We start from the raw sequence: 14930 nt of genomic DNA on the forward strand, positions 1-14930 counted from the left end.
CCTCCCACCTGCAGCGGTATAGCCGCAGCCGATGTTAGCCGTTCGCCCTGAGCCTGTCGAAGGGCGCAGGAAGTAGGGCGGGATTGTCGATACTGACAGCCCGAAGGGCTACCCGGCGAGCGTATTGTCGCGTTCGGGGTCTTGGGTGTCCACAAGCTCCGCCTGCCCCTCGAACTCCCTGATGCGCAGAACCGCGGAGCGGCGCCAGACCGAGTTCACGATGATGCCCGCCCCCGCTGCCGCCAGCATCACCGGCACGGTCACCACGCTGCCCAGTCCGCCGATGAAGAACCCGCCGACCGCCGTGAACGAGATCGCAAGGCTGTGCAGGCTCACCGCCCGCCCGCGCATGTTGGACGGCGCCGCCAGTTGCAGCAGCACCCCCAACGTCAGGTCGTAGACGTTCAGGAAGCCCATCACCGCTCCGGCGAAGAGCACCGCAAACGCCAGCGAGTAGGGAAGCGCGGGCGAAAGCGCAAATCCGATGAGCGCCAGGCCCGCCAGGAACGCGTAGTAGACGATGATGCGCTGCTTGTTGTGCCGGTCGCCCACCGCCGCCATCAGCAGCGTCGCCACGAACATGCCGACGCCGACGCCCGCGTTGATGTAGCCCAGGCCAAGGCCACCCGCGTCTAGCACGTTCTTGGCCATCACCGGCACCATCACCAGGAAGGAGAATCCCAGAAACTCCATGACTATGCTCACGGTGAACAGCGTCCGCAGCGACGCGTTCGACGACGCGTACTTCAGCCCGTCGATCGTCTGCCTGATGAGCCGCCCGCCGGTCTCCTCCGTCACGCCCTTGACGCCGATGAGCAGCAGGAAAGGGAGCGAGACAATCAGGCTGCACGCGATGAGCGTATACGCGGCCCAGATGCCTACCCAGTCGATCATCGCGCCCGCCAGAATGCTGCCTGCGATCATGACCGGCGTGTTCGCGATGCGCCACAGCGACACCCCGTTCACCAGCCGCTCCGGCCCCACCAGGTCGTAGACGAAGCGGTTGGTCGCCGTGAACCGCGTCGCCCGCAGGCAGCCGACGAAGAAGGCCATGCCGATGGCCATCCACAGCTCCATGACGTCGAAGTAGACGGCGGCTGCGGCAAACACGGCCAGCGACGCGCCAAGTACGCCCTCGATCAGCAGCACGTCGCGACGCTGAAAGCGGTCGGCCAGCGCCCCGGCGAACGACGAGAACAGCAGCTGCCCCCCGCCGAGCACAAGCGCGTAGATGCCCACCCAGAACTCGGAGTCGCCGGAGAGCTCCAGCACCAACCAACCGTGAACGGCCATCCGCACGTTCATGTCCACGGCCGCAAAGGCGCTGTGCACGTAGAAAGGCTTGAAGCCCGGCTGCCGGAACGAGGCAAATGTTGACTGGTGCGAGAAGAGTCTCAGAAAAGCCCCCCGGTGACACGTCTGCCTTCCATGCTAGCAGAAAACCCGCCACCCCACGGGAACGTCATCCCTCCATACCGGCGGAAGCCGGTATCCAGGGGCGGGGAATGCCATCTCCCAGCCGCCGTTGCCCTCCCGCCCTATCTCGCGTCGTTCCTGCGAAGGCAGAGCCTGCCCCCGCGAAGGCGGGGGAACCCCGACGAACCGCCCACCCCTGCGCCAAGTCACCGCCAACCACAGTCACCCAACCCACCACTATCGCGCGCCACCCCCCGCCGGCCACTTCCCCTCCACCGCGTACGCCTCCTCAGCCCCCGGCCAAGGCGGCATCGTCGCGATGAGAAACGTCAGCGGCTCCGGCCCCGTGTTGCGAAACTGGAACCCCACCCCCGTCGCGATGTCCACGCACACCCCCGGCCCGACGGCCAGCGTCTCCTCCGACGCCCCGTCGCTCCGCCACATCTCCCCCGCGCCGCTCAGGAAGTACCAGATCTCCTCGATGGCCCGGTGCGCCACAGCCCCCGACGTCGCTCCCGGCGGCAGCGTAAAATGGTTCAGCTCCCCCCGCTCCCCCCGCAGTAGGAACCGCACCTCGGACCCGTCCGGCGCCGTCGTGTCGACACCCTCCCCCACCCGCTTGTGCCGCAACTCCGCCATGACCCGCCTCCCTGACAAAACTGAAACGCCCTAATCCCTGTAGAGGCGAACCTCGTGGTCGCCCTCGTCTCTGCGTGGACACCAATTCCCAAAACCCTGACACAAGCCCTTTGCGCGTAACTCTAAGACCCCTCTACCCTCATCCTTGAACACCAAACAAGGAGCGTGAACATGGTAGACCCATTCAAGAAACTCGAAAGCGACCTCACCAGCATGGTTCTAACCGCCGCCCAGAGCGCCGAGATCCGGAAGCAGCAGCCCGGTGCCGGTGAGAACAATGAAGGAATCGAGGAGGCCCAGCCAACCCGTAGGCGGCGAAGGGGGAAGCGCCGTCGCGGCGCCCCGTTGGGCAACCAGAACGCCCGCACGCACGGACTCTATGCCAAGGCATTGACCCGGGAACAACTTGAGCTCCTCCCGCTGGCCAGGAAGGCCTATTGCCTCTATGAAGAGGTTGCGGTCTGGCGCCTCAAGGTTCTGGACATCTTGGCTGATCGCAAAGCCGATCCGGAATTCCAGCTGCGTGCCATGCGGGTCCTCGTCCAGCTGGCGCGCACCGACGACCGGATGCGTTTCGGCCCTTAACAGATACGAATTGTTTCCCAGATCACGATGATATTGTCGTAGCTGAAATCGCCCTTAACAGCTACCAATTGATAATCGAAAACAATGTCGCCGCCGGACGGCCGCCCTACAGGTTCAGAATATTGCCCTTCGCGTCGACGTCCAGCGCCCGAGGCGACCCCGGCAGCCCCGGCATCGTGACGATGCTCCCGGCGATCGGGTAGATGAACCCCGCGCCTACGGACGCGCGTACGTCGTTGACCTCGAAGGTGTACCCCGACGGCCGCCCGCGCAGCGACGCCTGGTGCGAGATCGACGCGTTGGTCTTCGCCATGCACACCGGCAGCCCGCCCCAGCCGTTGGCCTCGAAGCCGCGCAACGTCCGCTGCGACGCCGCGCTCCAGCTCACGTCGGCCGCGTTGTAGACGGTCTTGGCCAGCGCCAGCACCTTGTCCTGGATGGAGGCGTCTTCCGGGTAGAAGTAGGAGATCTCCGGCTGCGGCCCCTCGGTCGCCTGGATGATCGCCTCCGCAAGCTCGATGCCGCCCGCGCCGCCCTCGGCGAACACCCGGCTCTCAACGGCCGCAAACGCCCCGGCGTCCTCGCAGCCGCGCTTGACGATGTCCATCTCGGCCTGCGTGTCCGTCGGGAAGTGGTTGACCGCCACCACCACCGGCAGGCCCGTCGCCTTCACCACGCCGATGAGGTGGGTCAGGTTCTCCATGCCCCGGCGCACCGCGTCCTCGTCCGGCGTCGCCAGCTCGCGTACCGCCACGCCGCCGTGGTACTTCACGGCCCGCACCGTCGCGACGAGCACCGCCGCGCTCGGCTCCAGCCCGTTGAAGCGCGCCTTGATGTGCATGAACTTCTCGAAGCCCAGGTCGGCCCCGAAGCCCGCCTCGGACAGCACGAAGTCCGCGTACCCCAGCGCCAGCCGGTCGCCGACCACCGAGCTGCACCCGTGCGCGATGTTGCCGAAGGGCCCCGCGTGTACGATGACCGGCTGCCCCTCGGTGGTCTGAACGAGATTGGGGAGGATGGCATGGCGCAGCAACGACATCATGGAGCCAACGGCGTTCACGTCCCCTGCCGTCACCGGCGCGTTCTCGTCCGTGTACCCGACCACGATGCGGCCGAGCCGCTCGCGAAGGTTATCCAGGTCGCGGGCCAGCGCGAGTATCGCCATGATCTCCGACGCCGTCACGATGTCGACGCCCGTCTCGCGCAGGGGAGCGTTGGCCGATCCTCCCAGCCCCGTCACGATGCTCCGCAGCGCCCGGTCCTCCACGTCGGTGACCCGCCGCCAGGAGATCCGCTCCGCGCGAAAGCCCGCCACCTGCCCCCGCTGCGCAGCGTTGTCCGTCAGCGCCGCCAGCAGGTTGTGCGCCGAGCCCACCGCGTGGGCGTCGCCGGTGAAGTGGATATTCACCTCGTCCTGCGGCTCCACCAGCGAGAGCCCGCCGCCGGTCCCGCCGCCCTTGATGCCGAAGATAGGCCCCAGCGACGGCTCCCGCAGCGTCGCCACCACGTTCTTGCCCAGCCGGCCCATCGCCTGCGTCAGCCCGACGGTCGTCGTGGTCTTCCCCTCGCCAGCGGGCGTCGGCGTGATGCCCGTCACCACCACCAGCTTGCCTCGACTGCCGCCCTCGCGGATGGCGTCCAGCGGGATCTTTGCCTTGTAATGCCCCTGCGGGATGATGGCGGCCGGATCAAGCCCCAGCCCCTCGGCGACTTCTGCTATCGGCTTCATGCAACTCCTCCATCTCCGTGGCAGACGCTGCCACGCGCGAGCTTTGTGCCCTATGCAAGGCCCATGCCCGGGTTTACTGCCACATCCCTCTTGACGAGGGTGCAAGCAGGCCCCATGATATGGCCTCAGTCATTATTCGTAAATCCGGTAGTAACATTTTTCTATCATTCCAATTAGAAGATGTTACAATGCCCTCGTAAAGGCGTCACAGGCGCGGCCCGCGTCACCGAGTCATGCTAAACGAGGGGGAGTGCATGAGCAATCTCAAGGAAACCCTGGCTGGCGGCCGTTTCGCCGTCACTGCGGAGTTGAGCCCTCCCAAGGGCACCAACCTGGACTCCCTGTATGAGAAGGCGGACCTGCTCAAGGGCAGGGTCACCGCCTTCAACCTCACCGACTCCTACACCGCCAAGATGGCTATGGTTCCCCTTGCCGCAGCCAGGCTCCTCCTCGACCGCGGCGTCGAGAGCATCCTCCAGCTCACCTGCCGCGACCGTAACCGCATCGCCCTGCAGGGCGACCTCCTCGGCGCAGCCGCCCTCGGCATTGGCAACGTCGTCTGCATGGGCGGCGACCCGCCCACCATCGGCGACCACCCGGAGGCCAAGCCCGTCTTTGACTTCGACGCCGTCGGGCTCCTCGGTGCCGTAAAGGCGCTCACGGATGGCCACGACATCAACGGCAACGCCCTCCGCGGCACACCGGAGTTCTTCGCCGGCGCAGTCGCCAACCCCGGCGCCGACGACCTCGACTTCGAGCTCGGCCGCGTGCAGATGAAGATTGACGCCGGCGCCCGGTTCTTCCAGACCCAGGCCGTCTACGACCCGGCCGACTACGAGCGCTACGCTGCAGCTACGGCCGGTATGGGCGTGCCCATGCTGCCCAGCATCATCATGCTCAAGTCGGCAGACATGGCCCGCTTCCTGAACGAGAAGGTGCCCGGCATCACCGTCCCGGAAGCCATCATCAATGACATGGAGAACGCCGCCACCGCCGAGGAGCGGTCCGCCGTCAGCATCCGGATCGCGGCCCGCACCATACGGGAATTGCGCGGCATGGCCCAGGGCGTCCACCTCATCGCGGCCGGCTGGGAATCAAGGTTGCCCCGGGTCTTGGAGGAAGCGGGCCTCTAACAGGGCCGCAGTGGGAGGACGACAGCTGCCATGGAAAACCAGGCCCCATCGCTCCGCTTCTTCGACAACCGTGAAAAGTACCTGCAGTTCGTCTCCACCTGCAATGAGAAGCAACTCATCGCCCGCCGCGTCGCCATGGACATCCGCCACTTGGAGCCGGTCCAGCCCGCTCTCCGGGTCTTCGACGCCGGCATGGGCGACGCCACCGTCATCACGCGGCTCATGCGTCACCTCCACCAGCGCTTCCCCACTGTGCCCTTACTCATCGTCGGCAAGGAGATCAGCCATGAGGACGTGCGCCTCAGCCTAGAGCGCATGGGCGACCGCCTGAGCGAGCACCCCCAGACGGTGATCGTCGTCACCAACATGCTCTACACCGAAGCCCCCTACCTCTGGCCCTCGACGGAGGAGAAGCAGGCGAAGCTGAATTGGCGGGAAGTCGCCTTCGAAGGCAACACCGCGTACGACTTCGACGAGCAGATACGCGACCTCCTCCCGCTCGTAAGGGAATGGTGGCAGACCAAGCCCAGCGAGCGGACAGGCAACCCGGTCTATGCCGCCCCTTCCGTCCTCGTAATCTACCGCAAGGACCAGGAGTGGCCGCTATCGCCCGTTATCCCCCGTCGCGGCGACGGCGCCCTCGCCTATGACCTCATGCTCGCAGCGCAGCCCTTTCGCGCAACGCAGCCGGCGTCGGCCAAGGTGAGGACGGTCCTGGCTCCGCTGGCCAAGGCCCTGGCGCCCGGGGGCAACATGGTCATCGTGCAGTCAACGGGCAAGGACCCCGGCATGGAGATTATTCGCACCCTCTGGCCCGACGAGGACCCTTTCCAAACTCCGCGTTTCGACCTGCTCCGTGAGTTGCGCGCCCAGCTCGGCGAGTCCAACCCTGACCTCCGCTTTCTCAGCTACCCGGACTCCCGTGCTGAGTTCCGCTACGAGCTCCAGCTCCAGCCGGAGGAGGTCGCGAGCAACATCGGCACCTCAGCCCTGCTGGCCGCTTGGAACGCCGCCACCTACGTCGCGCAGACAGACGACGACCGCCTCCGGGACGCCATGACCCGCGGCGACTACTTGGACGTGACCCAATCGGTGCTGCACAAGTACAACGGCCTCTGGTTCACCGACGAGTCTTTCCTGATTGCAAGGACCCCTGCGGAGGCGGCGTGATGACAAGCAGTGCCGGAACAGCGCAGTCCCTCATGGAGCGTCTCGCGACGGGGCGGGGCATGGTGTCTGATGGCGCAACGTGGACATACCTGCAGCAGCACGGCCTGGAGTCGTGGCAATGCGCGGAGGAGTTCAACGTCACCAGCGGCGACGTCGTGCGGGGCATGGCCTCGGCCTACTTTGACGCCGGCGCGGAGATGGTGTTGACCAACACCTTCGGAGGCAACCGCTACAGCCTCGCCAAGTACGACCTCGGCGACAGGGTTCCAGAGCTCAACCGGGAGGCGGCTCGGCTCGCCAAGGCGCAGGCGGGGCCGGGCCGATACGTCGTCGGCTCAGTGGGCCCTCTCGGCGAGTTTCCCCTGCCCCTCGGCCGCGTGCACCAGGATGATATGCGCGCCGCCTACGTTGAGCAGGTGAAGGCGCTTGCGGAGGCCGGCGTCGACGCCCTCCTGTTCGAGACGCTGCGGGTGATGCAGGAGGCAGTCATCGCCATTGAGGCCGCCAGGGAGCACACGGACTTGCCTATCATGGCCAGCATGGTCTTTGACCGGAGCGCGGACGGCTTTGTCACCATCATGGGCGTCACCCCCGCGCGGGCCATGGAGGAGTTGCAGAAGGCCGGCGCGGACGTGGTGGGGGCCAATTGCGGCAACGGCGTTGAAGACATGGTGGCCGTCGCGAGGGAGATCCGCAGCGCAGCCAGCGCTTATACCATCATCCACTCCAACGCAGGCATCCCGTCCATCAAGGACGCGGACATCGTCTACCCGGAGTCGCCGGAGTTCATGGCCCCGCAGTTTGCCGAGCTTGCCCGGATGGGCGTGAGCATCGTCGGCGGCTGCTGCGGCACCGGCCCGGAACACATCCGGGCGCTGGCAACAGCGTTGAAGGACTAGGGAAGGCAGACGCCCCTAAAACTCGACGATGGCCCGGCCCGCGATTTCGCCGTTGCGCAGCGCCTCGCACGCCTCGTTGATCTGCTCCAGCCGGTACCGCTGCGTCACCATCAGGTCCAACGGCAGCTTCCCCTCCTGGTACCACCGGACCAGCATGGGGAAGTCCCGGTCGGGGACACTGCACCCGCCCGGCGCGCCCCGGTAAACGTTGCCGCGGAAGAGGTGGAAGGGAGAGATCTGCGGCGCCTCTCCGTGCGGCACCCCGACGAGCACCGCCGTCCCGCCCTCGCGCTCGCCGAGCCGCCGGGGCCGCGCCATCAGCAGCGCCTGCTCGATGGTCACCCCGATGCCGATGGCGTCGAAGGCGTACTCGACGCCGCCGTTCGTCAGCGCGGCCACCTCGGCCACGGCGTCAGTCTCGGAGGCAAGGACTCCATGGGTCGCGCCGAACTGCTTCGCAAAGGCCAGCTTCTCCGCCGTCAGGTCCACTGCGATGATGGGGTACGCGCCCATATTGGCGCACGCCTGAATGATGCTCAGGCCCACCCCGCCCGCGCCGATGATGGCACAGGAGGAGTTGGGCCGCACCATGGCGGCATTGACAGCAGCCCCGCAGCCCGTCATCACGGCGCAGCCAATGACTGACGTCACATCAGTTGCAACGTCCGGGTCCAGCTCTACTACCATCTGCTCGTCCACGGCCACCGTCTCGGCCCACGTGAATGTGCCAGTTCCTACTGGCGCGCCAAAGTTCAGCGGCGTACCCTTGTAGGTGACCACGGCGGGAGTAGGAGGCGGGATCATGGGAGACGCGCCCCGCGGCACCCACGTCACCATGACGTTATCGCCTTCCTTGATATGCGTGACGTCACTGCCCACCGCTGTGACGCCCGGGGTGGACTCGTGGCCCAGCACCAGCGGCACGTTGGCGTTCGGGCGGTCAAGTTCGTGCAGCTGCGAGTGGCAAACGCCCGTCGCGTACTGCTTAACAATAACGTGGGTCGGGCCCGGGTCCGGCAGGTCGATGTCGTCGATGACCATGGGCTTCCCGGCCTCAAGATAGAGGGCTGCGGGTGTCTTCATCACGGCCTCCATATTGCTGTGTTGGGCGAAATCAAAGCCGCCCCACGGCTGTGCGCCGGACAGGGCGGCTTTGCATGGTTGCGATGGAGATTACCGGCGGAAGCGCACGCGTCCGTCCGGTGTCGCGCCATCCGCGGTGTCCAGCTCGATGATGACCGCCGCGCCGCTGGTCCAGGACTCGTGGTTGCGCTCCACTTCGGGCGTCTCGTCGAAGATGCGCTTGCGCTCCGCGTCGCTCTCCTCGATGCGTGCCTTGCCGGTGAAGATCAGCGTTGAGCGCGTCGGGTTGTCGCGATAGAGCAGCGACATGTTGGGGTTGCTCTTGACGGCGTCGGCCAGGCCGGATTCCTTCCGCGCCCAGATGCTCAGTGCCTGGCCGCCGTAGGCGCGCACGCTGCCGCGCAGGGAGAGCTTCGGCTTCCCATCGGCGTCCACGTAGCTCACGGAGAGAGGAGTGTCGTTGAACAGGGCGTTGTTGACCGCCTCGCAGACAAATCCCGGAAGCTCGTTGACCTCGAAGAGCTCGGTGCCGATGACGTTCTCTTGGTCAACCCGGCTGATCTTGTCGTCGTCGTTGAAGGCGAAGGTGAGGTTCACCTGCGCCGGGCCAGCGCCCACGGGCGCCATCTTGCCGCGCACCACAACGTTGCCGTTCTCCTCAGCGGGGGAGCCCCATTCACCCTTGCGGTACACAGGGGTCAGGGGCCAGATGCCGGTGATATGCTCCAGGGCCTCATCGTAGCCGTCAAAGGTGCGATTGCCCACCTGCACTACGACGTCCTGAGCCAAGTGTGGCGCGGCCTCGTCCGCCGCCGCGCGGTCTCCAGTTGACAGCGCCTTCGTGTAGGCGCCTGCTGCTGCCAGTCGTTCCTGTGTCGCCATGTGTCACCACCTCCAAGCAGTTTCGCCGTGCAGCCAGGCAGCCGACAGAGACACCCCGGCTGAATGCGTTCCAAGTGAAGCGATGCTACCCAAAGCGGAGAAGGGGGTCAAGACCTGGTAGCGGGATAGTGGATATCCCACTCTGGGCTCCTTATAGGAGCGTCCCCCAATCTAGGGAGGCCCCCAAGGCCGAATCTCCGCCACGCGGGGTTCTTTGCCGATAGCACGGATCTGCTGGTCTCGGCCAACGCCGAGGAGCGATATCGCGCACGCGACACCCCCGCTGATCGCAACGGCCAGAGGCGCCGTAATGGCGCTTGCGAGGAAGCCTACCTGCATCGAGCCCATCGGTTGAGCCAGCGTGTACGTCATGCCCCAGATGCCCATGACGCGGCCTCGGTACTCGTTGGGGACTTCCAGGTGGAGGATGCTCTGCCCCACAACGACAAAGAGTTCGTTGCCTGCTGCCGAGAGGAACTCCATGGCCAACAGCAACGCGTACCAAGGCGAAAGCGCAAAGGCAACGACCGCGCCGCCAAAGGTCAGCGCGCTGCCCGCCAACACCGCCCCCTTGTTCCGGATGCTGCCCAGCGAGCCGCCCAGGAGCGCGCCCGTCATGCCGCCGACGCCTCCCGCCGCAAAGATGTAGCCGATGGCTGATCCCGACGCTTCGCCAAAGAGCTTGTCCGCGAAGACCGGCGCCAGGATGACGTGGGATCCCGCGAAGAACGCGTTGGCCATGCTGGTGCCGATGATGAGAAAGAATATACGGTGGCTTCGCACATACCGCAGCCCGTCCATAAGGTCCTGCAGGCCGTTTGCGCCCTCCGCCCGCTTGATATTGCGGGGCTTGGTCAGAAACACCATGAAGCAGTAGATGAAGCTGCCGGCTGCCACGATGTACATGGCAATGCCCGCGCCCTCCATCGGGACGCCGAGGTAGTCGATGAGGTAGCCGGCCAGCACGGGCGCAAAGATGCGCGCGCCGGGATGGATGGCGGAGTTGAGGCCCACAGCGCTCGACATGTGGCGGTGGTCGATGAGGCTCGGGAAAATGGCCTGCCGCGACGCCTGCTGGAAGGACTGCACGGCGCCAACGGCGAACACCAGCGCAAGCACCTGCCACACCTGGATGTTCCCAGAGTATGTGAGCGCGGCGAAAATGGTCCAGATTATGCCGACGATGGCGATGGTAATGGTCAGCAGCTTGCGTTGACTGAACTTGTCCGCCGCAATGCCGCCCGCCAGACCCAGTACGACCGCCGGCGCCGCCCTTGCGAGGCCCAACAGGCCCAACTGCAGCGCCGAGCCTGTCAGTTCGAAGATGAGCCAGGCCTGGACAGTAATAGAAATCTGCTGGCCGATGACCGACATGAAGTTGCCGGTCCAGTAGAGACGAAAGTCCCGGTGTTGAAGGGCGTGAATGACCGCCAGTCTTTGGGCGATCGCATTGACGTTCATTTGACGGTTGTCATAGCTCCGTAGAGCCTCCCCTGGTGCCGTGCATGCTACTCTTTGAGTCGGCCCACGTCCACCTGAGCGGCTCGCGAAGCAAAAGGGGCTCTGATGATGCCCCTTTGCAGTAGACGTTGCAGCGATGAGTCGAATGTGCTGCTGCCGTCACCGCCCTTCCAGGCGATCCCGAAGCTGCTCATCCTGCTCATGCAGCTCCTGGGTGAATGCCTTACCAAAGTCCTCCGGCTCATACACGGGGCGGACCTCGATTTCACTTGGGCCGGGCATTGGGTTAGGCGCCCGCTTCACCCACTCGATGGCCTCGTCCATGTCCTTGACCTGCCAAACCCAGTAGCCGGCGACGATCTCGTTGGGGTTGGCGAAGGGGCCGTTGACAACAGTGCGGCTGTCGCCGTCGAAGGCCACTCGAACGCCCTGGGAGGTCGGCTTCAGGCCGTCGCCGGCGAGCATGATGCCCGCGTTGGCCAGCTCTGTGTTGTAGGCGCCCATGGCTGCGATGAGCTCCGTGGAGGGCATGAAGCCTGCCTCACTGTCCACTGTCGCCTTGACCAACACGACGACGCGCATTTCCGGTCTCCTCCCTGCCTGCCTTGCACAAGACAGGCCGCTCGTCCAATTGCGCCTCGGAGGAGCGGCCCGCTTTCTCGCAGTGAACCTATTACCGTACGACCCTACACCAGCGTCGGGTGCCCGGGGTTCTTCACCTTGGGCACCGTCTCCTCGAACGTGATTCCCCGGTCCTGGATCAGGGAAACCGAGCGCAGCCGGTACAGGCCGCCGTCCCGCGGCACGGAGGGCTCAGAGCCCTCCATGATCTCCCGCGCGCCCCGCAGGTAGACCCTGCGCAGGTTGATGATGGCCGAGTCAGAGGTGCCCAGGTGCTCCTTGGTCCGGTCGCAGATGGCTCCCATGCTCTCCTGGATGCCCGCGTCCTGCACGGAGCCGTTCTCAATGCCCGTGAAGTTGAAGTACTTCTGCATCTCGCGGTCGATGCCGTAGTCGTTGTCCTTGTTGACCGTGGCCCGCATCGTGCGCGGATCCAGCTCCAAGTCGCTGGCCGGGTGGTTCTCCCCCGGGCGCAGCGGGCGGCTGGCGTTCCAGCTGTAGGTGAACATCCAGCAGTTGTCGTCGTCCATCGGCACCCAGCCGTGGCCGCTGTAGGTGAGCTCGTCCGCGTCGCCGATCCGGCCGGGGATGATGGTGAAGAAGGGCATCATGAAGGGGGTGATGCGCCAGTAGTACTCGCTGTCGCCGGAGTTGCGCTGCGCGCCGTAGACAAACCCGAACTCGGTGTCCTTCACGATGAAGCGCGGCGAGCTGTCTCCGATCATCGCGTTCGGCTGGCCGCCGCCGTTGTTGCGGCGCGGCGCGTCCGGGTTGTCGCGCTGGTAGGGCGTGAGGCCGGAGTGCAGGAAGGAGACGTGGCTGGAGTCAATGCCGCCCTCAATGCCCTGGACGTAGTTGTTTTCCTGCAGGCGGCGGGAGACTACGCGGTGGTCGTCCGGCACCATGGCCCAGCCGACCTCCGGCAGGTCCGGCATAAGCTCCGCCGGGCCCATGTAAACCCAGATGAAGCCGCCCCAGTCGCGGGCGGGGTATGCCTTGATCTTGACCTTGTCCTTGAAGTTGCTCTCCGCCGGCTCCGACGGCATGTCCACGCAGTTGCCGTTCACGTCGAACTTCCAGCCGTGGTAGACGCAGCGCAGGCCACACTCCTCATTTCGGCCAAAGAAAAGGCTGGCGCGGCGGTGGGGGCAGTAGTTGTCCAGGATCCCAACGTCGCCGTTGCTGTCGCGGAAGGCGACGAGCTCCTCGGACATGACCATGGCCCGCACGGGCGGACAGTCCGGCTCCGGCAGCTCACGGGAGCAGAGAGCGGGTATCCAGAAGCGCCGCAGGTACTCACCCATCGGCGTCCCCGGACCGGTTCGGCAGATCAAATCGTTGTCGTGCTGGGTCAGCATAGCGCCTCTCCTTACTCCAGTTGTTGCCCTATCCTACACCATTTATGTCCTCAGCGGACGCCTGCAGCTAGCCCTTGTTTGCCCGGATGAGGTCGAAGTGGCTCCAGAGGCCCGAGACGTTGCCCGGCCACGCCCAACTCTCGACGAACTCCGTGTTCAGCACGATCTGCGGCGGCACCCAGAAGAGGTTGATGGCGATGTGCAGCGGGAAGGCGATGTCGCCAATCTCCCGCAGCAGCTCGTCCTGCCGGTTGGTGTCCATGGTGACCTGCAGGGTGTTGATCAGCTCGTGGATCTCTATCGGCTCAAAGCCGCCGCCCCTGGGCGTGCGGGCGGCATGGTGGACGCGGAAGCTCTGCACGTCAAAGGAGGCGGTGGCCGTCAGGCCCGTCCAGTTCTTCAGATCCAGCGCGCGAGACCGCGGCCGCTGGACTGCCGAGTCCACCACCTGCAGGTCCGTCTTGATGCCAATGTCGTTCCACATGCCGGCCATGGCTTCCTTCACGTCCTGGGCCTGGGGGTAGGCGGCCACGCGGCCCGCGTCCACGATGATCTCCAGCGGGTTGTTATCGTCATAGCCGGCCATGTCCAGCAGGGCGTGGGCGGCCGCGGGGTCATAGCCGTATTCCGCATCGTAGGCGTCGCGCCACGCGGAATTGAAGGCGGGGCTGTTCTCCGGGATGGCCTGGATGATCATGTTCTGGGCCGCGTTGCGGAAGAAGGCGTCGTTCAGGACCGACTTGTCGATGGCCTTGTTCATGGCTTTGCGGACACGCGGGTCCAGGAACGGCGAATCACAGTGGACATACCCGCACGGCGTGTTTTTCGCCTCGTAGAAGCTGTAACCGATGTCGAGGTAACCGCCCTGGAATGCGCCAAAGATGCGGGCGCCGGGCAGCGTGCCTGTCTCAACTTTCATGCCTTGCACCGAGGCTTGCTCCGTGCTGTCCGCGCCGAGCTGGGTGATGTGGATCTCGGCGGTCAGCAGCGATGCCAGGCGGGTGGACTCCTCGTTCATCCAGCGGATTTCCAGCTCCGGGAAGTCGGGGTTGCGGCGCCAATGGTCGTAGTCGACCGCCTTGAAGACGATCCCGACGTTCTGGGTGCGGCTGACGAACTCGTACCCCGCAGTGCCGGCCGTTGGGCCGGTGTCGAAGTCCGGAGGCCCGGTCTTCTCATAGTCGGTCGCGCTCATGATCTCGAGGCCCCCCACCTGCTCCGAGAACCTGCGGACCTGCTCGGCGACCGGCGTGGTGAGCTTCCAGATGAACTCCAGGTCGCTCACCGGCTCGATAGTGGCCTTGCGGTAGTCGCGGGCGTGGGTGTGCTCCGAGTCGTCGGCGGATAGCTCCATCAAGGTGCGCTCGATGTCGCGCCAGGAGAGAGTGCCGTTGTCGCCGTGGAAGCGGACGCCCGCGCGCAGCTTGATGCGGAAGTCCTGCCCATTCGGCTCCACGGACCACTCCGTTGCCAGCTGCGGCACCAGCGCGCCGGTCTGGGCGTCCGTGCCGATCATGTATTCATACATTGGGACGAGCTGGATCTGGGACTGGGGCGAGAGTCCCTTGCCTACGTTGTTGGAGAGGAGGGTCGGTTGCTGCGCCCCCACAACTACGCGGTCCACCTTGGGGCCCATCATGGCGTCGCCTGAGGACGAGGTGTCCGGCATGGAGGCAGCGGCCGTGGGATCGGGCTGCGCCATGGTCATGCTGCTAGTGCCGCTGTCCGTGGGCGCGGCGGCCGAAGTGGACGAGGATGCCGTTGTGGTCGACGTCGAGTCCGCGCCGGAGCCGACATCGTCACCGCCGCACGCCGCAGCCATGGCCACGGCGAGGGCCAGGGACACAAGGACGGCAAGAACCCGGGGCGGGAATGGTGCAGAGTTGCCTTTTCTCAATTCTCCCTCTCCTTCCCGCGCTTGACGCGGTGTTCAGAGCGCCCCTGGTCAGGGCGC

General features: G+C 65.5%; 13 protein-coding genes. 4 read left to right on the plus strand and 9 right to left on the minus strand.

What is annotated here, in order from left to right; all coding sequences use genetic code 11:
* Positions 1-108: 108 nt before the first annotated feature.
* Positions 109-1398, minus strand: coding sequence for an MFS transporter (locus OXC99_10305; protein ID MCY4625374.1), 1290 nt, complete (start codon positions 1396-1398; stop codon positions 109-111).
* A 255-nt stretch (positions 1399-1653) separates the two neighbouring features.
* Positions 1654-2055, minus strand: a complete 402-nt coding sequence (locus OXC99_10310) for a cupin domain-containing protein (protein MCY4625375.1) — start codon at positions 2053-2055, stop codon at positions 1654-1656.
* A gap of 171 nt (positions 2056-2226) precedes the next feature.
* Here OXC99_10310 and OXC99_10315 point away from each other — a divergent pair, with 171 nt between their 5' ends.
* Complete coding sequence (locus OXC99_10315; GenBank protein MCY4625376.1) at positions 2227-2640, plus strand: hypothetical protein; 414 nt, start codon at positions 2227-2229, stop codon at positions 2638-2640.
* Positions 2641-2746: 106 nt separating this feature from the next.
* On the opposite strand, the gene OXC99_10320 is transcribed toward OXC99_10315, so the two are convergent.
* On the minus strand, positions 2747-4369 hold the full coding sequence (locus OXC99_10320; GenBank protein MCY4625377.1) for a formate--tetrahydrofolate ligase: 1623 nt from the start codon (positions 4367-4369) through the stop codon (positions 2747-2749).
* 254 nt (positions 4370-4623) lie between these two features.
* Here OXC99_10320 and OXC99_10325 point away from each other — a divergent pair, with 254 nt between their 5' ends.
* From OXC99_10325 to OXC99_10335, 3 genes are read left to right on the plus strand one after another with little or no spacing between them, the layout of a single operon-like run.
* The gene (locus OXC99_10325; protein ID MCY4625378.1) at positions 4624-5502 is read left to right on the plus strand and encodes a methylenetetrahydrofolate reductase; all 879 of its coding nucleotides are present in this window, start codon (positions 4624-4626) and stop codon (positions 5500-5502) included.
* Positions 5503-5532: 30 nt separating this feature from the next.
* Positions 5533-6672: a hypothetical protein gene (locus tag OXC99_10330; protein ID MCY4625379.1), complete on the plus strand. Its 1140-nt coding sequence runs from the start codon at positions 5533-5535 to the stop codon at positions 6670-6672.
* The gene (locus OXC99_10335) at positions 6672-7571 is read left to right on the plus strand and encodes a homocysteine S-methyltransferase family protein (GenBank protein ID MCY4625380.1); all 900 of its coding nucleotides are present in this window, start codon (positions 6672-6674) and stop codon (positions 7569-7571) included. Before OXC99_10330 ends, OXC99_10335 begins: the two co-directional genes overlap by 1 nt.
* Before the next feature lie 15 nt (positions 7572-7586).
* Here OXC99_10335 and OXC99_10340 read toward each other — a convergent pair whose 3' ends face one another.
* The 6 genes from OXC99_10340 to OXC99_10365 form a co-directional block, all read right to left on the minus strand.
* Complete coding sequence (locus OXC99_10340) at positions 7587-8654, minus strand: zinc-binding dehydrogenase (protein ID MCY4625381.1); 1068 nt, start codon at positions 8652-8654, stop codon at positions 7587-7589.
* A 90-nt stretch (positions 8655-8744) separates the two neighbouring features.
* On the minus strand, positions 8745-9536 hold the full coding sequence (locus tag OXC99_10345) for a pyridoxamine 5'-phosphate oxidase family protein (protein MCY4625382.1): 792 nt from the start codon (positions 9534-9536) through the stop codon (positions 8745-8747).
* Positions 9537-9707: 171 nt separating this feature from the next.
* Positions 9708-10997, minus strand: a complete 1290-nt coding sequence (locus OXC99_10350) for an MFS transporter (GenBank protein ID MCY4625383.1) — start codon at positions 10995-10997, stop codon at positions 9708-9710.
* Between the two features lie 159 nt (positions 10998-11156).
* Positions 11157-11579 carry a YciI family protein gene (locus OXC99_10355; protein ID MCY4625384.1) on the minus strand — a complete coding sequence of 141 codons (423 nt, stop codon included), beginning with the start codon at positions 11577-11579 and terminating at the stop codon, positions 11157-11159.
* Positions 11580-11683: 104 nt separating this feature from the next.
* On the minus strand, positions 11684-12976 hold the full coding sequence (locus tag OXC99_10360) for a Rieske 2Fe-2S domain-containing protein (protein ID MCY4625385.1): 1293 nt from the start codon (positions 12974-12976) through the stop codon (positions 11684-11686).
* A gap of 67 nt (positions 12977-13043) precedes the next feature.
* The gene (locus OXC99_10365; GenBank protein ID MCY4625386.1) at positions 13044-14873 is read right to left on the minus strand and encodes an ABC transporter substrate-binding protein; all 1830 of its coding nucleotides are present in this window, start codon (positions 14871-14873) and stop codon (positions 13044-13046) included.
* Positions 14874-14930 lie beyond the last annotated feature (57 nt).

The organism is Chloroflexota bacterium, from assembly GCA_026713825.1.
Taxonomy (GTDB): Bacteria; Chloroflexota; Dehalococcoidia; order Lucifugimonadales; family UBA1127; genus UBA1127.

Bases quoted from the DNA above. Each gene is read 5' to 3' on its own strand.
- OXC99_10320 (MCY4625377.1), bottom strand. From the start codon at position 4,369: ATGAAGCCGATAGCAGAAGTCGCCGAGGGGCTGGGGCTTGATCCGGCC.
- OXC99_10335 (MCY4625380.1), top strand. From the start codon at position 6,672: ATGACAAGCAGTGCCGGAACAGCGCAGTCCCTCATGGAGCGTCTCGCG.
- OXC99_10350 (MCY4625383.1), bottom strand. From the start codon at position 10,997: ATGAACGTCAATGCGATCGCCCAAAGACTGGCGGTCATTCACGCCCTT.
- OXC99_10355 (MCY4625384.1), bottom strand. From the start codon at position 11,579: ATGCGCGTCGTCGTGTTGGTCAAGGCGACAGTGGACAGTGAGGCAGGC.
- OXC99_10340 (MCY4625381.1), bottom strand. From the start codon at position 8,654: ATGAAGACACCCGCAGCCCTCTATCTTGAGGCCGGGAAGCCCATGGTC.
- OXC99_10360 (MCY4625385.1), bottom strand. From the start codon at position 12,976: ATGCTGACCCAGCACGACAACGATTTGATCTGCCGAACCGGTCCGGGG.
- OXC99_10315 (MCY4625376.1), top strand. From the start codon at position 2,227: ATGGTAGACCCATTCAAGAAACTCGAAAGCGACCTCACCAGCATGGTT.
- OXC99_10310 (MCY4625375.1), bottom strand. From the start codon at position 2,055: ATGGCGGAGTTGCGGCACAAGCGGGTGGGGGAGGGTGTCGACACGACG.
- OXC99_10325 (MCY4625378.1), top strand. From the start codon at position 4,624: ATGAGCAATCTCAAGGAAACCCTGGCTGGCGGCCGTTTCGCCGTCACT.
- OXC99_10345 (MCY4625382.1), bottom strand. From the start codon at position 9,536: ATGGCGACACAGGAACGACTGGCAGCAGCAGGCGCCTACACGAAGGCG.
- OXC99_10330 (MCY4625379.1), top strand. From the start codon at position 5,533: ATGGAAAACCAGGCCCCATCGCTCCGCTTCTTCGACAACCGTGAAAAG.